Below are 21,567 nucleotides of genomic sequence, written 5' to 3'. Positions count from 1 at the left end.
ACACTCTATTATCTGACAATTAAGGCAATAATGGCTACCATCGTGGAGACGCTCGACAAAATATAGGGTAAGAAAGCTCCGGCATTTCCCCCGGCAATCCGTCCCCGGTTCGGTTCCACGTAAATCACATCATTCTGTCGCAAAAAGAAAAAAGGAGTATCCATAAACTCCGTTGAGGTCAGATCGATACGAGCAAACTGCTTTTCTCCGTCCACCTCCCGTACGACCAACACGTTTTTTCGCTTGGCATTAATCTGCAAGTCTCCCGCCATACCCAAAGCGTCTAAGATGGAAATACGTTCTCCCAACACCTTATAACTTCCCGGATTTTTTACCTCCCCCAACACGGTCACCCTGAAATTCAAGTATTGTATGGTCACGATCGGATTCTTTAAATATTTTTCCAAACGCTCCTTTAACAAATCGGCCAACTCATTTCGAGTCATTCCCATTACTTTCAATTTACCCAATACCGGAAAATCGATATACCCCTCTTTATCGACAAGATACCCTTGGGGAACCTGTTGATTAGACGAACTCACCGTCTCTCTCCCTAACCCGATCATCGGGGTATTAAACGGGACTGCCGCCTCCACATCATCGCAGGAAACGATAATCGACAACAAATCATCCGGCTGAATCACCGTTTTATACTCGCACTCGGCTTTAATACGTTTATTCACGTCGGCATCCTGTAAATAAACCACCTTTTTACTCGATCCGCAGGACACACACATGAGCCCCCACAACAGAATCCATATTCCATTTTTCAAAATTCCCATATAATTAAAATTATTGATTTAACGAAAGTCGAATAGACCTGAAAATTTATTTTTGATTTATGATTTACGATTTATAATTTATGATTCAGTCAGTGATTTTGCCATCTTTAAATCGTAAATCTAAAATCCAAAATCACAAATCTTTTGAATCACCTAATCTCTTAATCCCTCTATTGTTAATCGCAACATCACTCCCACGTTCTCCCGTAATAACTTTCCTTCGTCTCCATAAATTCCAGCCTCCATGTTGAACGGTAACTGTTTACAGGGGATTCCTATCTCCATACCCCAGGAGCATTGCCGTTTTACCCGCTCAAAAGGCTCCCGGTATCTCCCGTAATTCAACGAATAAGAAAACCTTCCCAAGTAAGAAATCTTTCGGGCTATTTTCCCTTTAATACCCCAATAATGGGCAATCACCCGGTTATTGTACATACCGACCACGATACCGTCTTCATTCTTCGGGTTAGCTTGCAAAAAAGGTGTGCCGATAATCCGACCGTCAGTCGTCCATCCCGATTTATATTCACCATGTAAAAAATAATCATCCCGGCCTCCGACTTTTTTCCAACCGTAACCGGGAGCGTTGGGATCCTGCTTCTCCATCTCCGCCGGGGTAGCCGGACGATCGTGATAAGGCCCCGACTGGTATTTGGTGTAAAGGAATTCGTAGATTACATCCGTACACCATCCCGACCGATCTTTCGCCCCATAATAGAGAGCATAGGTCCCGTCCGGAAACGAACGAAAATCCGTCCCCGAACCATCCTCAAAAGGAATATCATGATAAAACGTCAACGTGTAATTGTCCCCCTTGTAATTAATCCTCAAATGCTCTCGTCCCAAATGATTTCCCAGGGCATTGTTCTGCGCACTACCCGAAGCATCACTTCCTCCTTCGCTACCGGCCACGATGCGGATATAATCTTTCAAAGAGGAGGGTTGTTTTCCCAATTCCGGTGAAGTTCCGGCCCATTGGGCATAATGGTCCAGTCCCACGATGATCTCCCACCTTTTATGCGGACTGATTCGCAAGAATAACGATTTGTGATGTAAACGAACCTTCTCCACGTACCGATCCCCTATCATTCGATAATCCCCGTAACTAAAACGAAAAGCCAGTACCTTGCCGATAAAGGGAAACGGTATAAACTCACTTCGCAAATTATATCCCGGATTGACCCGGGCATTAGCCGATTGTACAATATCCCCGTTTGTCGAGGAGACCCCGTTATACTCCGTGTCCGGGTGTATCATCCCGATATCCAAACGCAAACGCCTCCACCGGGAACTAACGTAAAGTTCATCCACCCACACCCGGTTATCGCCTTTTTCTCCAATTCCGACTCCCGAAAAGCCATAAGCCATCTGAATCTTTCTTCCCTCCCGAAAACCGGAAAACAACCCGACCTTCAACACCCCTCCCGTCCGGTCCGGCACGGCACCCCATCGATCCGCCCCCATCCAGAACGGTAACACCCCTCCTCTTCCGGCATAACCACTAAGCTCCCCGAAATACCTCACCTCACGTTTTTGTGCACAAAGTGCAAGGGATAATAACAACATTATCCCGAATAAAATAGCCTTCAATAATTGTAAATTTTAAATTGTAGATTGTAAATTACAAAAACTCCGAATCAAAAAAATCCCGATATTTTCTATTGGAAAAGAATCTATCTCTTTTATTTTATAAATAAAGTGCTATCCATCTGCTTTTGAATAGCACCACCCTAAAATTCATGATAAAACAGATAATTTCGACTGCAAATCGCTGATTGCAAAATAATTTTTAATTTACGATTTATGATTAAGATTCTGATCTTACCCTCTTCAAATCGTAAATCTAAAATCTACAATCGTCAATCTTTTTAATCTCTTAATCCCAATCACTAAATCACTAAATCACTAAATCACTGAATCCCTTGGTTCTTTAAATCATAAATCTAAAATCCGAAATCGTAAATCTCTTTCTGTCATTTGACAAATCCTATAGGATTATGCGGCTTATTTTCTAATTTCTTCTGTACTTGTAATTCTGCCAACGTTTGATTGATAAGCTCCAATTGCATTCGGGTATCATCATTAATATCATTGTAATCAACGAATACCGATTCTAAATATTCTTTGAGCTCTTTTAACTCATTTTGAAGTTCCGTTATTTTATCAACAGAAGAATTACCTATCAATTGTCGAACAGCAACAAAAGCACGCATTATATTGATATTTACCTGAATTGCAATATCGGAATTTAATATTCCTGAAAGCATTGCCAAACCTTGTTCTGTAAAAGCATACGGAAGTTTACGAACTCCACCCCAACTTGATCTTCCAAAATGGAATATCAAGTTTACTTTTAATTGATCAAATTCCTCTTTCGTGAGTTGAAACATGAAATCGCCGGGAAAACGTTTAATATTCCGTTGAACAGCCTTATTCAAATTACCGGTTGTAACCTGGTACAATTCAGCCAAATCTTTATCAATCATCACCTTCTGACCTCGTATTTCATATATCTTACTTCGAATTAGTTGTAGTTGATCCATTCTGATTGTAAATTAATTTTTGATTTAAGATTTACGATTTATGATTAAGATCTTACCCTCTTTAAATCGTAAATCTAAAATCTACAATCGTCAATCTTTTTAATCCCAATCACTCAATCACTGAATCCTTTAATCCCAGAATCCCTTGGTTCTTCAAATCATAAATCTAAAATCCAAAATCGTAAATCTCTTTAATTACCTTATTCCTTAATTTTTTAAAATTTACAATTGTCCATTTTTAGAGAGAATTTTAATCCACAGTTTTCGTCCTTTCTCTGTCAATTTATATTTTTGAGTAGGACTATTGGGAGAATCCGGTTGAGTTTGTTCGATCAGATCATCATGCAAGGCAGGTTGAATATAAGTATAAATTAAAGTGGGACGATGCCTCAACCCCAATTCAACAAGTACCTCTTTCAGCGTCAACTCCCGACTATTTAAAACTTCAAGAAGCCTTTTTACTTGTTCGGTTACTTGTTCGGCTACTTGTTCGGTTACTTGTTCGGTTACTTGTTCGACCTGTTTAAAATGAAATACAACCATCACCTCCCCATGTTCACTCGATAAAACCGGAACAGGAAGTCCTACTCTCTCGCATTCTCGATGCATTAACTCCAAACCTCGCCCCCAACTTTCCACCATACGTCTTCTAAAAAAAATATTTGCAATCAAAGGATTATGCGGAAAAGACTTATGAGGAAGTCGCAAGTTAGTACAAACAATTTCTTTAGGTAAAGAACCCGAATTCATTATCTCGACTCGATCATCATAAATAGCAATCCCTACAGAACCTTCCGGACAAGCATAATCTCTATGGCATAAAGCATTTACCGTTGCTTCTCGCAATGCTTTATAAGGAACAGACAACTCTTCCTCTCTCTCTGCTTTTTCGATACTTCCAGACAGGGATAAATGTTTAAAAAAGAATAACATTGCAGTATCAAAAAGTACAAAAACATTTCCAGTAATTTGAATATTATCAATAAACTCCAAACGATCTATACCTTTGAATCTGGCCAAGCGTAATTTACATTGAGGAAAATATTGAAAAGGTTGTTTTTGAAACAGTACCGCAGAAGCATTCCGAAAAATACCATCTTCTACTAAATTCAATTTATCCAGTAATACTTTAATATCCAAATTCTCCAATGAAGACTCTGGTAATCGTCCATTTTCGATTCCCAATCTGATTGTCCCAATAATCTTTTCTTTATCAAAAGAATCTATTAAAATCTTCGTGTTCGGACATGCTTCCCATCGAAATTGTTCTCTATTGCGCTCTATTAAAAGTTCATGATAGATATCTTGTGACATTGCCGACGTCGTACTCTCTATCCTTAGGTAAGCCCTACCATCAAAGAGATAAGGCTTTTTTGCCATATAATCTTCAAAATAGATTGCTATTACATATTTATTTCCCCCCGGAATTTTCACGTATTGCACATCTGCCAATACTGTCGGTTCAAACCTTTTTAAAACACTCGCAATCTCTCTCCGAGTTTTATCCGATATTTCCTGCCCTATAACTTGTCCTTGATCATTAACACCAAATAGAACATAACCACCCGTTTGAGAATTCATAAAAGCACATCCCGTCTCCATTCCACGTGTTAATTGCCCGGTTGTAACCTTCAGTTCCAATGAACAAGATTCTTTAGACAAAACTAATTCTTTTATATCCTCAAATGACAAATTCATTCGTTCTTAAACAAGCTGTATTCATCGATAAAAAACGGTACTACCCGAAGATTACGCCGGATAGCACCATCATTACTAAACCTTAAAACTAAAATCATGAAATCATCATGTGGAATAATGCAATCTGGCTTTAAAATGAGCGTTCGGAACAGAACTATGAACGTGTACCGAAATCGTCGTGTTCTTACCGAAATAAGTTTTTAAACTACAACTCACATTCCCGCCTGTAGGAATCCCGCTCCAATCACCCCCACCGCCTTTCGAGCTTCTGACCGAAACGTCAAACAAGGCATTAGGCGGGGCCAAAATAGTGGCAGTAGCTTTGATCGTGGCTCCCCAACCGTTTTTGCTAATGGAATAACTCCCATTCCCTTGTGCATCCAGATTCATCTCAAAATCGATGTCTCCACTGATTTTTAAATTATTACTCTCCGTCATGGCAAGTCCGGCCTTTTCCGCTATCTCATCGAGTTGCGAAAAAATAGAATCAAAATTTTCAGACATCATTTGTAAATTTAAATCAAACAGGATAAATTCTTACTGACGGTCCTGAAATACATCATAGATCATCGTGCACATTTCTTAAAAATAATTACATACAAACCGATCTTTATGCTCCTTTCTCCGTGATCGGCGGAAAATAAATAAACAATGAACTATAAAATTACAATATTTTATCATAAAAACAAAATAAAATCACATTTTATTCAATATTGGAGTCAGATCAATTAATATGTGTCTACGTTTGTCTGATTATAAATTTCTTTATTCGGTTTTTTAATTTCTGCATAAGTAATTCTTGCATCCAGACAAATTTAGAATCCGTCCACCGTTGCGGATGATTGGTAATTATCCCCTGTTCCGGGAAGAGTCCGGCTTTTACAGCCTGAATAATATCCGACGTAGAGTGATAAACCCATCCTTTTCGCTCCCATTGCTCTTGAAATTCAGGAATTTTATCCCTTACACTCACCTTATATCCATCCCACCGTCTACCGGTATCCGTCAGGTAAAACATCCTGGAAAAATCCGTATCTAAATAAGGTTCTCCGACAATTCCCAATTCCCGATAATCGTATTTTTTCCAAATATTCTTGCTATCCCAAGGAGAACGAGGACTTCCATGCATACAAATAGTAGAAACCGGAACTAATTTTCTCAATTGCTCTAAATTGCAGCAAAAATCCTCATAAGCTTTATCGACATCTCCATGACAAGTGGTCAAACTTTCGTAATGAAACCCTACTTCATGTCCCAAGTCCCGAATTTCCCGGATAATCCCCTCATTCCAGCTTTCCGGGACAGCCCGAAAATAATAAGAACCCCGAATCCCCAACTCAGCTTGTATCTTAGCAAAAGTTAACGATCTTTTCGGATGTTTATCCACATCATGGCGTAAAACAACCAACTTTTTATTTTCCGGCTTTCTGATATAATCTTCAAAGGTCTGAAAAACATAACGAGTTTTCAAAGCCACAAGTAACTCCCTGTAAATCTTTAAAGTAAAATCCATCCTCATTTAAATCGATTTTGATAATCCGGATTTACTTTCATTACCTCATAACTTTCAGGCCAATTTTCAATAAACCAAATCATAAAAGCTGTCGCATCAATTTTATCATCTAATAATTGATCTTTCCGCCTTATATATTTATTTTTTGATTCCGGATCTCTAAGAATTTCCATAGCTTTAGATACTATATCATTTATGTTAAATAAACGATATAATAAACCATATTTCTTTTCTTCTTCTTCACAATAACCAACTTGTAATGTATTTACATATATCGTGGGGACACCCAAAACAGAGGCCTCGGACGCAGTCGTGGAACCTTCACCAATATATAAATGTGCAAAACTTAAAACACTATGTAATAATGAAGGATGAATACTTAGTTTATATCCTAATAATTTATCAGGCAATTTTTGCTCCGATGAGATAAACACTTTACAACATTGACTTAATTTATTCACCATTTCTATTTTGTTTTCAAGACTTAGTCCATGTTGTCCAACATCATGATTAGCATCCCAAGAAACAAAACGCAAAACACAATATTTCTCTCCTTTTTTTAATCCAAGTTTATTAAGAATCGATTCATCTGGTTTAAAATATTTCGGATGCATATAACATAATTCCAAATAACTATTAAAAGTTATTTGATTCCTACTTAATTTTTTATTATAGCATGAAGGACTTAAAATCACACGACTAAATGGACGGTACAACAAATGTTCTAAAACAGCATGCTCTGTATCATCTAAAGCTATATGAGGTTTTCTTAAGATCGTGGCAATATGAGCTGCATAGGGTGAAGAGAATGATAAAAATAAATCAGGTTTAAATCTTAATGCAATCTTCAATATTTTACAATCTATTATAGGAACCTGTAGAAACTTAGAAACTAACCCTTTACCTCCCTTTCCTCGATTAACATATTTATAACCTAAGTTTTTCATTAACTCGATTGTACTGTCACGTTCACGTACCGTGAACAGAAACTCATACCCTTTTTTTGATAAAACATCCACCATATTTTTAAAATAATGGATATGTGCTGGATGCCCTATATCTATTAAAATTTTCATAACATAGATTTATATATACATTCTATTTCTTCAGCAACACTTTTACTATCTAGTCCCAACATGTTTATCCTCCTCCGTCCATTAGTTTTACCATTTTTTTGAGAAAATGCAATTGCCTCATTTATTTGCCGAGTACAAATACTAATATCAAAATCTATTAAAAAACAACCATTCTCTTTCTCCAATAACCATTCAACATCTCCAACCTTTGTTACAACAATCGGACGACAACAGGCCATAGCTTCTTTTATCGCATTAGGACTACCTTCCCACAAACTTGTTAATATTACTACATCAGCAGCGTTATACCAAAAAGGAGTTTCTGCATTAGGGATATTCTTTAAAAAATGTATCTGTATATTAGCATCATTAATTATATCAATTGCACTCTCAACCAAAGAGTAATTTTTTTCATACCGTCCAGGATTTGCGGCAAAAAGTAGATGCTTCTTATTAATATTCCATCCTAATCTTTTTTGACATTCAATTTTATCTAAAGGTTTAAAACGCTCCAGATCTACTCCATTAGGAATGACTAAAGCCCTTCTTACGCCCAACATTTCCTTCATATCTTCCGATTTGACTATTATTACTTTCCAAGAAAACAAAAAGGCAAATATCCGAATAATGAATTTATAGCAATATCCCGCCTGAACATCACTCCCCATCAACGAAACAATCAACGGTTTCGCACCAGCAAGACTGGCTGCAAAAGCAGATAATGAATAATGAGCATGTACTATATCAACGTCATTTTGTTTAAAAAATCTCCTAAGAGGTAAAACATTCTTTAGATATCCCCACAATCCTTTTCCTTTAATTGTATAATACTCTATTTTACATCCTTCTTTTTCCAAAGAATTTGCTTGATTTTTAATAATTGGACTTATCCCCTCTTTTGTATTCCCGCTACAAACAAATAACACTCTCATTTATGTGCAATTAAAAGATATACACTAAAACTATTATACTGAAAGTTTAAACAAATACTCTTGTTAACATACGAAACCCTCTTGTTGCTTTATCTGCCCAACTAATATCATTGGATAAAATAAACAAAATGTAAGGACGTACATATCTATAAAACAAGAAATAAATCTTCCAAATAATTCTATAGTTTCTGATCAAAGGAAATACCCGAGATCTAAATAGAAATGCTTTTTCATATTTTCGATTTTCAATAAAAGAAAAAGTATTATTGTAGTAAAAATTCCATTTTACCTCATATTTATTTTGATAAAAAACAAAAGTGGGAATAAAACATCTTCGTCCTCTTTTACTTAACGGAGATAATCTCCCATTCACATACATATTTGCAAAACAAAAGTTTCCGATACTATAAAATATATATCTCCCCTTATATATTTCATAGGGTTGCACCGTATGTGAATGATGACCAATAATTAAATCTGCTCCAGCATCAATTAATTCTCTCGCCATAGCAGGTTGATCGAAATCGGGGAATAATCCTCCTTCACATCGCCCCCCCCAATGTAAACTTAACACAACGTGATCAACTTCTGACTTAATCTTTCTAATATCCTTTTTAGCCGTATTTAAATCCAAAAAGTTAACATATACATCACAGTCCTGAGGCAAATGAGGATTCGTATCACGAGTTACATAATTCAAAAGAGCTATCCTAATTCCATTTTTATCAAGAATACAGGGCAACTCTTCTTCATCTTTGACTAAAGATGCTCCTAAGTAGCGAATTGAATACTCATCCAACACGTTGGTTGTCTTTTCAAAACCATCCCGTAAATTATCATACACATGATTGTTAGCTAAACAGGCTATATTAAGATATATATTTTTCAAGAAACCTAATGTTTCTACACTGGTGCTTAAACGTGGATTTTTCAGTAAGTTTTCTCCCTTTTCCCCTTTGATAAAACATTCTAAATTTCCGATATTAACACTATTTTTCAATAAAGGTTCAAAAACTAAAAACGGATTTATCCCCCTATTATACAAATGGATATAATCATCATTTAAAGCCGTATCTCCTAAAAAATTAATTTTAAGCTTGTTTCCCATCTTTTCTCCTATAATAACCGTCATTAATTTTTTTCATAAAATCAGAGACTCTTAATACATTGCTATTAATCATATTAAACTCCCCCTCTTCAAAAACAAAGTCGTTCTCTTTAAATATAAACCGACCGGGAATATCATCAATCCTCATCTGATAAGGTAAAAAACTACCAAAAAGAGATTGTAACTCATTGATATAGAACTCCCCATCTTTCGACTCCAAAACATCCATTGCCATAGAATCAAATTGGTGTTTTTCGCAAATATTTTTAATTAAGAACAATAGTTCTTTAGGAGGCTCCACCCATCCGACACGACCAGAACCACTAGCAAATTGACCTTTTAATAACTTTTGATGCCCAAAATAGGATTCTCCGATTTTAATGATACGCCACTCCCATTTTATTGGGATATATTCTTGAATAATAGCATAATGTTTTTGTATCATCCCTAACTTTGGAATAGGAATAATGCTTTTATATTTTGTCCAGAATACCTTGCCGAAAGTAAGCCTTGGTTCTATTCGTCCAAAAATTTTTTGAACATTTCTTCTGGCATGGCTTTTTCTTGTAACAATCTCGACACCACTACCACTTGCACCTCCATTCGTTTTAAAAACAATCGGGTATTTTGTATTTTCAACAAATTCCAATGCCTGTTTTTTATTATAAAAAACATATGTCTGAGGATGAGGATATTTATAAGTATCCAGAAAATAAGCATACATCCGCTTATTTTCATACAAAAATAGTTCTTTTCTCGAAGGATAAGTAGGTATACCCAAGTCTTCTTCGATAATACTCAATCGTTCATCAAAACAACTCTTATGCTCTTGAATATTACCTTTCACCCTTACCAATACTCCATCTACACCTGATTGCCTAATTTTCTCAATCCATCCATCAGCAAATAAATCCAGTATAACATAATCCACCTTCAAATATTCGCATGCATCACGATAACTATCAACTAGCGGAGCCAGTTCTTTAAAGCTTTTTAATATACCTAATTTCATTTATTATTCATTTCGAATTAAATCTAAAAACGTCCGGATATCGGCATTATATACAACCTTTGCAAATGATTCACTTATTGCACGACTAGTTTCTCTAAACAAAATAGAAGGTGCATTATTTACTACATAAAAATACAAGCCATTTTCTTCATAAATAGGATTACCGATTGTCGTATAATGAGTCCCTTCGATAGCATTACCAGCATCAGCTGCTGCATCTATAATATAACATCCTTTCTTTAATCGTTTCTGTTGCTCCTTTGTTAATATATGTTCATTCGAATTTTCCACTTCTATCCCATTTATAATAATATCATATTCTTCTAATGTCTCATAAAATAAATGCATCGTTTTACGATAAAAAATACGAGTATTTGTATTAAATTTTGAAATAGAAGCCACCGCCCCCTGAGAAACATTACCAATAGATAATACAGCCACTTTAGTATTAGAATCAGGTAATATACCATGAGCTAAAACTGCATGATATACTGCACATAATCCAGCATTATAACTATTACGCCAAATAAAATTCGGTTTTATAAATGAAATAGGATATTTTTTACCCAAATAATAAACTGCAGGATAAATATTATCTAAATCTACAATAATCAATTTCTTAGGAATAGCTTGATTTTGCATAAATGTAGTACCAGAACCAGTAGGATGAGTCCAACCAATAATAGTCTGCCCTTCTCTTAATTTATCATAATCAGATTCTTGTATTAATTTCATACAAAAGATTATATCACATGTAGCAAAAATATGCTCTCTCGACTCTATCTTAGCTCCCACTTTCGAATAAGCTTCATCCTGAATATCAAGATACTCTCCAAAATTTTGTTCTATTATCAACTCATTTGGGGAATTTACAATGTGCTCCGGTAATACAGCCACCCTTTTTTCATAAGGATAATTTGGTTTTATAAATCCTATTTTCATAATCATATTTATTTTAATTATTATACATGAAATACACACAGTACGCATTAAATCATTATTACCATTTTTACATTATCAATTTAATTTGAATCATTTTGATAATTTAGTATTAATCCGAATTCCTCGAACCCAGACAATTGCTTCTTTTATCGTTAAACCGAAAGAAGAAAATCCTATTATCCGGTTTAAAAATATTTCAAGGCGATCTATAATCTTATATCAAGATATATATATCTAAATAGATTGTTGTTATCTTATTTTAAGGTAGTATCGTGCTACTATCAAAACTACATTCTCACACAACGCCTATAACGAATATTTACTCGTTTATAACAGATAAATTTATTGATCGAACTATATGCTATGCAAAAAAATAAGAAGAAATAATTACCATTAAAAATATAAGGTCGCTGATAAAATGAGGCCAATATCAATAATAAAAAAATAAAAGATTCTTTCCCAGGTAGATATATTCTGAAAATAGAGTATATCAACCAAAACATTAAAATAGCATTTGCCACTCCATACAAATATAAATAGGACATATAAGTAACCCCAAAATTTACTCCCCCTATTTCTTCATTAGACACATCATTACCACGGCCCAAAAAAATGGAAATGTAATCTTGACGCAAAAAAAACTTAAAAAAGTCTTCAGTCGTTGCCCTGGCTCGCAATTGTAACTCGATCGATTCAGTCTTGTCAAGTTTAGTAAAGCGAGACGCTATTAAGCTATCAAAAAGAGAAGTTCCTCCTAAAATAATCAGGAAAGCCAAGACTGTCAATAATTTTCTGTCGAATAACTTTTCCTTTTTCTCGTACAAAAGAAAAAACAAAAAGGTCAAAGAAAACAGAACATAAAAAGCCAGAGAAAAAGAGATTAAACCCGTGTAAAGTATCAATCTGTTTCGCAATATCTTAAAATTACAACGTTCAATCAATAAAATAAGCCAAGCTACTGTTCCGACTCCACCTGGTTCCCCTAAAATTCCAGAAACTCGATAAAATGTAAAAAAACCTATTCTTAAAAGTTCTTTTTCTTGAACGACAGTTCCGGGGTAAACGATAAAAGAACGCCCAACATCTATTACGTACGAGGGTAGAATCTCTTGTACGCCTAAAACATACAGAATTAAGACGAGAATAGACGGAATCATAGAGTACAAGAATAATATCTTGAACATATGATATATTCTTAAAATTTCGACTTTCTGTATTAATGGCAATAATGGAATCACAATTGCATATTTTAATGGAGTAAAAGAGCCATCGGAACTGATCGAAGACATCACGTATAATAACAATAATCCTGCAGCAAAAAATAAATTTCTTGGACGCAAAGAATATTTTATTTTTAACAAAGGGATTATAATTACTATTAATATCATAGAAGAGAACCAAGGATAGGCAAAATTGAAATAAGAACCTATTGTTAAAAAATAAAAAGCTAATATATAGTATTTGAGTCTATTCTTCATAAAGTATTTCATTTACTTTTTATTCTTAAACCTTCCATTTCTCAATAAATTGTTTAGCAACCACTCTATAATCATGATACGTTTCAATAAATCGTCTGGAATCAACACCCATTTGATTAATTTCATTTTTCCTGTTTATAATAGATTCAATCGCATTACATATTTGATTGACATTTGAAGTAATATTTACAATAGGACAAAAATCATATTTCATCTCACGTATCGCCTGTAGTTCTCCACCTCCCATTACAACCTTCCCTTTTGCCATGGAAATTAATCCACTCATGCCAGAACCATAACTATTTGTTTGATCTATAATTACATTCGCCTTATTAATAATTTTCACATATTCATTATATGGCAACTGCTTATTACAAATAAATTCGGCTACACCATTATAACTATCCTTCAAACGATCAAAAGCTTCTTTTATATACACCGTTCCCTTCACGGGACGGGTTTCCCCATGATAAAAAATGATCTTATCCGAAACAATATTTTCCTGATATTTCAATTTATCGGTGTTTATCGGCAATGGAATCGTACCTAAAAAATTTGGATGAGTTCTAAAGGGTTCGGCATACTCAAAACAAATGGGGATGATTCCATTGATATTATCAACGAACCACTTTTCGTAATTTAAACGATTCCTCCATTCATAATTAAGTTTTTTATGTTCTCGTCTGGCAGTTTCAAAATAATAATCATAAATAGCACTCTTCATGATTTTATTCTCGACCCAAAATTTTGTTATGATATCACTTGTACCAGCCGGGGTCCAAAACAATTTATGATTATTATCGATAAGATATTTCGCAAATAGTTTATTAATATAAGGAAGTCTTCCGTTATAGCTTGGCATTATGACTTGAACAATATCATATCCACGAAATAAATATCTATGAGTATATAAATTAACGATCTGTTGTATTTTACCGACAAAATTTGGTTTCGTCCCCTGCTTCCAATTATAGTCATAATAAAAAGCCCTCTGGCCATCTCCGGTATTAGCTAAAAAGACATTATGTCCTAAAAACTTTAATCCATCGGCCAAATAGTTATTTACATTCGAAAACTCTCCGATCAATAATATTTTCATTTCAAATCAAGTTAAGATAGTTCTTGTCTTAGAAGTTATAATGACATTACCTGATAATGCCGTACTATAGCCGCAACGTGTTCTTGCAAAGAACTCACAAAATCTTTTTTATTCTCATTTTGAATCGTTTCAAATGCAGCATCCCCCATAACCGATATCCTATTTTGGTTATTTATAAACCAAGCGATTTTTTTATATATTTCATCGGCATCAAACGGAGGAACACAAAACCCATTTACCCCATCCTTAATTAAAACGTGAAAGCCGCATCCTTTACTCGCAATAACAGGTAATCGGCAAGCCATCGCTTCCAAAATCGTTTGTGGCCCCGCATCAAGTAAACTCGGAATAATACAAACATGAGATGATCGAAAAAAACGATTTAAATCCGGTACCCACCCAAGATACTCGACATTTTTCAAACTCGAATACCGATCATTGATAAATTTTTGTAAAGTTAAATCAATATGTCCTGCAACCCGAAGCACGACATGATTATAATCGATCTTTGACCATGCTTCTAATAAATAGGGAAGCCCTTTCAACCAAAAGGGATGAGCCACATAACAAAATGTCAATTTGTCATTTTTTCTAACATCAACTTCCAAAGGTTTTACGGAAGGAAATAAAGGATAGAAACACAAACTAATCTTACTTTTATCCAAGGTCTTAACAAGAGAGTCATAAGCAACCTGTGTTAAAGCAATGATATGATCGGAATACGACAATGTATCACGATAGCGACCCAATCTCTTCTTATACGTATAAGCATCATCTAAAACAACAGAATACTTTTTTTGTTCCTCTTTGTAGATTCTATATATCTCTATATCATTAGGATTTCCCCATAAAAGTATATTTATCCCATTCTTTTTCTTGTTTTTGACTAATGTCCTTTTAAGCGTGGTTGTATTGACCAATATAACCCCCTCTTTTATTTTTTTAGCGGCAAAATAATCGTAAATCTCTCCTAATATATACCTTGTTTTATACGACTTCAGCCTCAATATGTATTTACAGAAGCGTCCCAGTGTCTTTAAAAATAAATAAAGGATAGTATTCAATGTTTTTATACTTATATTGCTTTTCCCATCCGTGTAAAGTACATAACACACCGTTCCATCCTCATTATTCCTTGTAAAATAATTAATTACAGGTAGTAGTACTTTCATCATTCCACCAAAAACATTATTCCTTACTTCACTAAATGATAAAAATATCAGCTTCATAATTTTAATTATTTAAGTTCTCAATAAGATTCTTTTCAATACAAGAAATCGAAGGTACTCGAAAGAAAGTATAAAAGCACACAAAGATGTAACCTACAATCATATAAGCATATAAATACTTCTCCGGGAAAAACTGTATTATAACAAAAGAACCTAACAAAGCGATTGTCGTTATAATATAAGTGACAAAAATCTGCCCGGGTGAATAAAATAGCATTATTACCATGTATTTCACCTTATATAAAATCAATAACACTTCGGCAACCAACATGCACAACAAGTATATTTTGATATGAGGATAATGGGTCAGGTTCATTATTTTTATAAAATAATCTACAAAATAAAAGGCAAGAAAACACCCTAAAATCGCAAGTACAAAGATAATTTTTTGCAATTTGAGGATAGTCTTAAATCGCAAACGCCATTCATCGATATCCCTTTTATAAGCTACAAGCTTTTGTAATAACGGATCAAATAAATTACTCAGAAAACCATCTATAATACTACCCATTCTCTTAACAAGAGAATAAGTAGCCAATATCTCCGGTTTTAAAAAAATCGAAACCAAGAAAACATCCAAACTTTTAGCTCCATAATTCAAATAAGCTGAAATGGTATAGAACTTGGTTTGGAGAATATTGTTTTTTATAGATGAAAAATGCATGATATACTTAAAATCAAACCACTTCCACATAATTATTACAAGAGGGATTGAAACGATTATGGGGAGTACAAGCACGCAATATACATAAGCATAAAAACCGAATTTTATAAAAAGTATCAGAGCCAAAACACGTCCAAAAACGTTAATACTATAAGTAGACAAAGCTGCCAATAAATATTTATTAAAAGCTTTCAATAACAGACACAACGAATCATTTAAAGCTTGAAATATACTACAAAAACACATTCCGCAAAACAACGAGAAATACATTCCATCAAATTTATATTTAGACATACCAAAAGCATAGCCTAATAATAATATGGAAAGCATAACAGCCATAACCGTCCTTGTAACAATAGCTTGAGTTATAATCATTCTTGTTCTTCGAAGAGAACCCGAGTTATTCCAGAATAACACATTTCGCCCGGCATACGTCTCTAACCCGACATTAGAAAAAACAGAAACTGATGAAGTAATTACAGAGTAAACTCCCAAAACGGCATACACTTTTGCAGATAAAACTCCCGCAATATAAAATGTAATTAAAAAACCGACAATAATGGATATAATCTGTAAAACAACAAGCCCGATGCTTTGCTTCATGATAATATTACCTAAACCTATTTACTATATTTACAATTGTATCAACCTCATGTTTATCCATTACCGGACTTATCGGTAAACTTAATTCTTCTTTATGGATTTGCTCCGTCACGGGAAAACATAAATTATTCCATTCTTTATAACATTCTTGTTTATGAGAGGGTATCGGATAATGAACAAGTGTTTGAATACCGTTATCGGTCAAATATTGCTGCAACTCGTCTCGTCGGTTACTGCGTATTGAAAATATATGAAATACATGAGCATTCCAATCCATTATTTTCGGTAATGTTATATCGGGATGATTTATATGATCAATATAATATCTTGCAACATCCCGCCGTCTGGCATTATCCTCATCCAAATACTGAAGCTTCACATTCAATACAGCAGCCTGAATTTCATCTAAACGACTGTTTCGTCCGGTATATTGAAACACATATTTTTTAGAGGATCCATAATTTGCTAAAATACGTACGATATCAGCTAACTTCCTGTCATTTGTGGTAATAGCTCCTCCATCACCCAAGGCTCCCAAGTTTTTACCCGGATAAAAACTATGCCCCGCAGCATCTCCCAAACTTCCTGTCTTTTTTCCTTTATATAAACAGCCATGTGCCTGAGCATTATCTTCAATCAATTTAAGATTATAGACCCGACACAATTCACTGACTTTTTCTGTATAGGCACACTGCCCATATAAATGCACCATAAGTATAGCTCTTGTTTTAGCAGTAATAACTTCGTCTATTTTAGAGTTGTCTATTTGATAAGTTTTTATATCAGGTTCAACCAATACGGGCTTTAAACCATTTTCCGTGATTGCTAAAATAGAGGCGATGTAAGTATTGGCCGGAACGATTACTTCATCACCCGGATTCATTATACCCATTTCAATATAGGCTCTGAAAATCCAGATTAAAGCATCTAAACCATTCGCACACCCCACACAACAATCCGTTCCAATATATTGAGCGTAATTTGCCTCGAACGTTTCATTTTCTTTACCCTGAAGATACCAACCGGAATTCACTACACGATCGATAGACTCCTGTATTTCAGCACGGTATTTAGCCGTTACTTTTTGCAAATCTAAAAATTTTATCATCATATTGTTACAAATATTAACCTGTCCTAAAAAGAAGGAGGAATTTCTATTCCGTCCTCTCCGGCTACATCTTTCAGAACAAGGTATCCTTAGGCATTTCATCCATATCCTATCATTATCAATATTCAATATCCAGCCGATATCCGTATCAACATTCACCAGATGAAAAGCTACTTCCCTCACCATATATTTTTGTCCCTTAACATCACGTGCAATGGATAAGGAAAAACAAGAGCTCTGAAAAAGGCCTTCTGATGCCTTATACCCCGACTAAAATCGATCTTACAATGCGACAATTTCCTTTTCCCCACCCAGGATGCCCTCGTCTTACCCTATACACAGGGAGTAAGCAAACCATTTATGCCTTCTTTACATATTCTTCCCAGATTAAGTTCAATATACTGGTTAAATCCTTCCAAATAATCGCAGAAAGTTGAAACAAAATCATTTTTTACCTGATATTGATGAATAATCGGACCAGCATCTATATATTCGTTTATCTCATGGATCGTCAGTCCCAGATAAGATTCATCGTTCAAAATCGCCCAAGCAGTCGAATGTACCCCACGGTATGCGGGCAGTAAGGAATAATGAATATTAATACAAATATTTTCTTTCAATACCTCCGGAGAAACGACAGGTTTATAACCAGCAAAAATCAGAAGCATTCTTCTACATTTATCTATCCTCCGAAGGCACCTGTCAGGCGGTACACTCCCCACGAACTGTTCATCATCTGAACCTACACGGACATTTTCAAAAATGGAATTCACACTTTTGAAAGCCGAAACAGCTCCTCAAACGTCTCTAGCAACTACGACAGCATCATAATTCATATTCATAAATATCATAAGTTACTCCCCGGCCCCCGAATCCTTCCTTCTGGAAAATTAAAGATTCATTCAATATATTCCCCATTTCTTCCGTGGATTGGCCGAAATCAAAAACAGGATAATTCACAAACTCCTGATTAAGCAGAAAATCAAAAATAAGATCCAGCACTCCTATTTCTTTTCCTTCCGGAGAAGCAGAAATATATTGAGTATGAATAACGTGTGAAGTGATATAAATGACCGTCCCTCCCAACATTATTTCCTCTTTAAAGGCTGCATATAGTTTAATATTCTGAGGAAATCGGTTTTTCAACAATAAAATTTCATCTAATGTGTGGACTGCCTTCACACCATATTTATGCTGTAGATTATTATTCAATATATCCCAAAATCCAGCAAAATCAGTTGTTTCAAAAACACTTACTCCATTTTTTATTGACTTTCTGACTCCACCTTTCCGGGACTCAGTAAACCGTAGTTTGTTATTTTGAAAAATGGCAGAAGAGATATTTACCCCTGACCGATGTGCATGAGAAATTTTAAATAATGCGTATATATCTTCCTGAGCCGGCATTCGATGATAAATAAACGGCATGGTTTTATAAACAACTTTTTTAATACCGGCATTCTTATAAAAATCATTCATCAGCGTCCACGCCTCCAAAAACTCGGATACAACTACTTTAGAATTCATAATCATTCCGCCATAAGTCAAACCCTGATGAGAATATAACACATTTCCGGAGCAATTAGCAGGCAAAATACAATACAATTGTCCTTTCCGGTAAACCATGACAGAACAATCCAGAAAACGGTCGGAATGATAGTCCATATAATCCCGGTCAAAAAGAAAAGTACCGTTTTTGGAAGTAGATACAAATGAATTCCAAAGTTCTTTCTTTTCCGGAGTATAAAATTCTATTTCAAACATTTTTATAATTTAAAAATTCATCATATTCCCGGATATAATCAGTGTCCTCATATTTCATGGAAGCCAGCACCAAACAAACAGAACCGGAAGAAAAATCATCCAACGTTCTCCATATACCAGGAACAACATATAATCCTTCATAAGGTCTATTAAGTAGAAATGTTCTCTTTACGTTTCCGTCATTAAGAGTCACGGAGAAACTCCCACTCGCCGCAATAATCAACTGTTTCAACTCTTTATGCGCATGTCCGCCACGCGATTCTCCACCCGGAATATCATATAAATAATAGATCCGTTTTACATCAAAAGGGATCGTTTCATTGTTCTCGACTACAGATATATTACCTTTTTCATGATGATGTTTATCCAATTCTATGATAAAACAATCATAAACGGATGTTTTCTTCATTGTACCAACAATTTGAATTCTTCATAATCATAAATATAATCCTCAATATCATAAGATGTTGAAGCTAAAATTAATGCCAAAGAATTTGTAGAGAAATTTTCCATCTGACGCCATAAACCTTTGGGTACATAAAGCCCATAATAAGAGCGATTCAATTGAAACGTGTGTTTCTCCTTTCCGTCATCCAACACAACATCGAAACTCCCCGAAAGAGCTATAATAAATTCCTGATTTTCCTTGTAAGCATGACCACCACGCTTCTCTCCCCCGGGGACATCATATATCCAATAAGTTCGTGCTATCTTAAAGGGTATATGGTGGTTTTCTTCCACAAAAGATAAATTACCTCGTTGATCAATAATCTTGGGTAAATCAATAATTCTTTGACTTAAAAAAGTATTTTCCATTATTTACTTATTGATTATTCTCAAATATTCCTTCCAATCTCCAATATCCGTCCAAGACTTTTCACTAACAGGAAAACATCCAATCTTTCCTCCTCTTTGTTTTACCTTCTCCATCAACTCCGTAATATGAAAAAACTGATTTTCAGGTATCTCATTTATTAATTCTGGCTGAATGATATAAACCCCGGTATTTATCATATAAGTCATTTCCGGTTTTTCACTTAAACCTTCCATAATTCCATCTTCACCGGTTTGAATCACTCCGTAAGGAATTTGATACGACTTCACGGAAGTGATGATTGTCAAATCATTTTTATTTACAACATGATAATCATACACTTCTATAAAATCCTGATCAATCAATATGTCACAATTGGAAACAAAAAACGGGGTACTGATTTTATTTTTAAGTAGTGTAACACTACCTATCGTACCTAACGGTTTGTCCTCTTTAAAAAAAGTGATATCATATTTGCGTGTAAGATGATCAAAATAATACTCTAACACTTCCGATTTATAATTTACGGACATGTAAAATTGGTCACACCCGATAGACTCAAACTGATCTAAAATAGTTTCAACGATCGTCTTTTCTCCAATAGGTATCAAAGGTTTAGGAATAATATTTGTCAATGGCTGCAATCGAATCCCTTTTCCCCCGGCCATTATGACAACCGGAAGAGAAAGTTTTCTTCTCTCTCTTTTTTCCTGATTATCAAAAAAATCCTCCCATAAATATACATCCACAAGTTCATTATCCTCATTCAGAACAGGCATACTTTCTGCTTTTAATGACAACATCTTCTGCTTTATATCTTCTAATGAATCTGATGGGCTGGCATATTTTTTATCAAAATCCAATATCCCTCGAATAGAAGCATTTAAATCCACATTTGCGATAATTGCCCGTTGAATATCTCCTATTGTAAGAATTGATACAAAAACATCGTTATCGTATACATACAATAATTTCACTTTTTGAGCATCCATTATCTTCAATGCCCGAATGATACTCTGCGTAACTTGAACAATTTTATTAGATATTTTTTCTTTATAATTCATACATAAACAATATTTATGAATATCTTAAAAAGATCTTTTTTCACAACTACGATAACATATTTGCCATAAGATCATCTCATAAATTTTAAAATTTAATATTCAAATGAGATATACTTATATTAAAAATTTCGAATAGTG

The 21,567-nt window shown here is 34.6% G+C and carries 21 protein-coding genes; all 21 read right to left on the bottom strand.

All coding sequences use genetic code 11. The annotated features are described in order from the left end of the window. Window positions 1-8: 8 nt before the first annotated feature. Window positions 9-782: a polysaccharide biosynthesis/export family protein gene (locus QZR76_RS11230; protein ID WP_294142911.1), complete on the bottom strand. Its 774-nt coding sequence runs from the start codon at window positions 780-782 to the stop codon at window positions 9-11. 153 nt (window positions 783-935) lie between these two features. Next, window positions 936-2,372, bottom strand: a complete 1,437-nt coding sequence (locus tag QZR76_RS11225; protein ID WP_294142910.1) for a capsule assembly Wzi family protein — start codon at window positions 2,370-2,372, stop codon at window positions 936-938. A gap of 383 nt (window positions 2,373-2,755) precedes the next feature. After that, window positions 2,756-3,325 (bottom strand): ORF6N domain-containing protein, encoded by a 570-nt coding sequence (locus QZR76_RS11220; RefSeq protein ID WP_294142909.1) that lies wholly within the window; start codon window positions 3,323-3,325, stop codon window positions 2,756-2,758. Window positions 3,326-3,547: 222 nt separating this feature from the next. Next, the gene (locus QZR76_RS11215; RefSeq protein WP_294142908.1) at window positions 3,548-5,023 is read right to left on the bottom strand and encodes a Fic family protein; all 1,476 of its coding nucleotides are present in this window, start codon (window positions 5,021-5,023) and stop codon (window positions 3,548-3,550) included. Between the two features lie 105 nt (window positions 5,024-5,128). Next, window positions 5,129-5,527 (bottom strand): hypothetical protein, encoded by a 399-nt coding sequence (locus QZR76_RS11210; protein ID WP_294142907.1) that lies wholly within the window; start codon window positions 5,525-5,527, stop codon window positions 5,129-5,131. Window positions 5,528-5,762: 235 nt separating this feature from the next. Beyond that, window positions 5,763-6,542, bottom strand: coding sequence for a hypothetical protein (locus QZR76_RS11205; protein ID WP_294142906.1), 780 nt, complete (start codon window positions 6,540-6,542; stop codon window positions 5,763-5,765). Further along, window positions 6,539-7,612, bottom strand: a complete 1,074-nt coding sequence (locus tag QZR76_RS11200; protein ID WP_294142905.1) for a DUF354 domain-containing protein — start codon at window positions 7,610-7,612, stop codon at window positions 6,539-6,541. Before QZR76_RS11200 ends, QZR76_RS11205 begins: the two co-directional genes overlap by 4 nt. After that, window positions 7,609-8,544, bottom strand: a complete 936-nt coding sequence (locus QZR76_RS11195; RefSeq protein WP_294142904.1) for a glycosyltransferase — start codon at window positions 8,542-8,544, stop codon at window positions 7,609-7,611. Before QZR76_RS11195 ends, QZR76_RS11200 begins: the two co-directional genes overlap by 4 nt. A gap of 46 nt (window positions 8,545-8,590) precedes the next feature. Next, window positions 8,591-9,652 (bottom strand): CapA family protein, encoded by a 1,062-nt coding sequence (locus QZR76_RS11190; RefSeq protein WP_294142903.1) that lies wholly within the window; start codon window positions 9,650-9,652, stop codon window positions 8,591-8,593. Beyond that, window positions 9,636-10,664, bottom strand: coding sequence for a hypothetical protein (locus tag QZR76_RS11185; protein WP_294142902.1), 1,029 nt, complete (start codon window positions 10,662-10,664; stop codon window positions 9,636-9,638). Before QZR76_RS11185 ends, QZR76_RS11190 begins: the two co-directional genes overlap by 17 nt. Before the next feature lie 3 nt (window positions 10,665-10,667). Then, on the bottom strand, window positions 10,668-11,606 hold the full coding sequence (locus QZR76_RS11180) for a hypothetical protein (protein WP_294142901.1): 939 nt from the start codon (window positions 11,604-11,606) through the stop codon (window positions 10,668-10,670). Window positions 11,607-11,893: 287 nt separating this feature from the next. Continuing rightward, window positions 11,894-13,084, bottom strand: a complete 1,191-nt coding sequence (locus QZR76_RS11175; RefSeq protein WP_294142900.1) for a hypothetical protein — start codon at window positions 13,082-13,084, stop codon at window positions 11,894-11,896. Window positions 13,085-13,109: 25 nt separating this feature from the next. Further along, window positions 13,110-14,183 (bottom strand): glycosyltransferase, encoded by a 1,074-nt coding sequence (locus tag QZR76_RS11170; protein ID WP_294142899.1) that lies wholly within the window; start codon window positions 14,181-14,183, stop codon window positions 13,110-13,112. A gap of 35 nt (window positions 14,184-14,218) precedes the next feature. After that, on the bottom strand, window positions 14,219-15,412 hold the full coding sequence (locus tag QZR76_RS11165) for a glycosyltransferase family 4 protein (RefSeq protein WP_294142898.1): 1,194 nt from the start codon (window positions 15,410-15,412) through the stop codon (window positions 14,219-14,221). Window positions 15,413-15,416: 4 nt separating this feature from the next. Beyond that, window positions 15,417-16,679, bottom strand: a complete 1,263-nt coding sequence (locus tag QZR76_RS11160) for an oligosaccharide flippase family protein (protein WP_294142897.1) — start codon at window positions 16,677-16,679, stop codon at window positions 15,417-15,419. Between the two features lie 7 nt (window positions 16,680-16,686). Beyond that, a complete protein-coding gene (locus QZR76_RS11155) occupies window positions 16,687-17,787 on the bottom strand; it encodes a DegT/DnrJ/EryC1/StrS family aminotransferase (protein WP_294142920.1) in 1,101 nt (366 codons plus the stop codon). A 332-nt stretch (window positions 17,788-18,119) separates the two neighbouring features. Next, window positions 18,120-18,509, bottom strand: a complete 390-nt coding sequence (locus QZR76_RS11150) for a formyltransferase family protein (RefSeq protein WP_294142919.1) — start codon at window positions 18,507-18,509, stop codon at window positions 18,120-18,122. A gap of 103 nt (window positions 18,510-18,612) precedes the next feature. Continuing rightward, window positions 18,613-19,551 carry a GNAT family N-acetyltransferase gene (locus QZR76_RS11145; protein ID WP_294142896.1) on the bottom strand — a complete coding sequence of 313 codons (939 nt, stop codon included), beginning with the start codon at window positions 19,549-19,551 and terminating at the stop codon, window positions 18,613-18,615. Next, the gene (locus QZR76_RS11140; protein WP_294142895.1) at window positions 19,544-19,960 is read right to left on the bottom strand and encodes an FdtA/QdtA family cupin domain-containing protein; all 417 of its coding nucleotides are present in this window, start codon (window positions 19,958-19,960) and stop codon (window positions 19,544-19,546) included. Before QZR76_RS11140 ends, QZR76_RS11145 begins: the two co-directional genes overlap by 8 nt. Continuing rightward, window positions 19,957-20,367: an FdtA/QdtA family cupin domain-containing protein gene (locus QZR76_RS11135; RefSeq protein ID WP_294142894.1), complete on the bottom strand. Its 411-nt coding sequence runs from the start codon at window positions 20,365-20,367 to the stop codon at window positions 19,957-19,959. The genes QZR76_RS11140 and QZR76_RS11135 overlap by 4 nt, the downstream gene beginning before the upstream one ends. Window positions 20,368-20,370: 3 nt before the next feature. Continuing rightward, window positions 20,371-21,429, bottom strand: a complete 1,059-nt coding sequence (locus tag QZR76_RS11130; protein WP_294142893.1) for a nucleotidyltransferase family protein — start codon at window positions 21,427-21,429, stop codon at window positions 20,371-20,373. Window positions 21,430-21,567: the final 138 nt, after the last annotated feature.

The sequence above is a fragment of the uncultured Sanguibacteroides sp. genome (assembly GCF_900543425.1).
Taxonomy (GTDB): domain Bacteria; phylum Bacteroidota; class Bacteroidia; order Bacteroidales; family Marinifilaceae; genus Gabonibacter.
This window is presented reverse-complemented; position numbering and strand designations above follow the sequence as displayed.

Excerpts from the sequence above, each read along its gene's own strand:
- QZR76_RS11230 (WP_294142911.1), bottom strand. The coding sequence starts at position 782 with ATGGGAATTTTGAAAAATGGAATATGGATTCTGTTGTGGGGGCTCATG.
- QZR76_RS11220 (WP_294142909.1), bottom strand. The coding sequence starts at position 3,325 with ATGGATCAACTACAACTAATTCGAAGTAAGATATATGAAATACGAGGT.
- QZR76_RS11215 (WP_294142908.1), bottom strand. The coding sequence starts at position 5,023 with ATGAATTTGTCATTTGAGGATATAAAAGAATTAGTTTTGTCTAAAGAA.
- QZR76_RS11210 (WP_294142907.1), bottom strand. The coding sequence starts at position 5,527 with ATGTCTGAAAATTTTGATTCTATTTTTTCGCAACTCGATGAGATAGCG.
- QZR76_RS11205 (WP_294142906.1), bottom strand. The coding sequence starts at position 6,542 with ATGAGGATGGATTTTACTTTAAAGATTTACAGGGAGTTACTTGTGGCT.
- QZR76_RS11200 (WP_294142905.1), bottom strand. The coding sequence starts at position 7,612 with ATGAAAATTTTAATAGATATAGGGCATCCAGCACATATCCATTATTTT.
- QZR76_RS11195 (WP_294142904.1), bottom strand. The coding sequence starts at position 8,544 with ATGAGAGTGTTATTTGTTTGTAGCGGGAATACAAAAGAGGGGATAAGT.
- QZR76_RS11190 (WP_294142903.1), bottom strand. The coding sequence starts at position 9,652 with ATGGGAAACAAGCTTAAAATTAATTTTTTAGGAGATACGGCTTTAAAT.
- QZR76_RS11185 (WP_294142902.1), bottom strand. The coding sequence starts at position 10,664 with ATGAAATTAGGTATATTAAAAAGCTTTAAAGAACTGGCTCCGCTAGTT.
- QZR76_RS11180 (WP_294142901.1), bottom strand. The coding sequence starts at position 11,606 with ATGAAAATAGGATTTATAAAACCAAATTATCCTTATGAAAAAAGGGTG.
- QZR76_RS11175 (WP_294142900.1), bottom strand. The coding sequence starts at position 13,084 with ATGAAGAATAGACTCAAATACTATATATTAGCTTTTTATTTTTTAACA.
- QZR76_RS11170 (WP_294142899.1), bottom strand. The coding sequence starts at position 14,183 with ATGAAAATATTATTGATCGGAGAGTTTTCGAATGTAAATAACTATTTG.
- QZR76_RS11165 (WP_294142898.1), bottom strand. The coding sequence starts at position 15,412 with ATGAAGCTGATATTTTTATCATTTAGTGAAGTAAGGAATAATGTTTTT.
- QZR76_RS11160 (WP_294142897.1), bottom strand. The coding sequence starts at position 16,679 with ATGAAGCAAAGCATCGGGCTTGTTGTTTTACAGATTATATCCATTATT.
- QZR76_RS11155 (WP_294142920.1), bottom strand. The coding sequence starts at position 17,787 with ATGATAAAATTTTTAGATTTGCAAAAAGTAACGGCTAAATACCGTGCT.
- QZR76_RS11145 (WP_294142896.1), bottom strand. The coding sequence starts at position 19,551 with ATGTTTGAAATAGAATTTTATACTCCGGAAAAGAAAGAACTTTGGAAT.
- QZR76_RS11140 (WP_294142895.1), bottom strand. The coding sequence starts at position 19,960 with ATGAAGAAAACATCCGTTTATGATTGTTTTATCATAGAATTGGATAAA.
- QZR76_RS11135 (WP_294142894.1), bottom strand. The coding sequence starts at position 20,367 with ATGGAAAATACTTTTTTAAGTCAAAGAATTATTGATTTACCCAAGATT.
- QZR76_RS11130 (WP_294142893.1), bottom strand. The coding sequence starts at position 21,429 with ATGAATTATAAAGAAAAAATATCTAATAAAATTGTTCAAGTTACGCAG.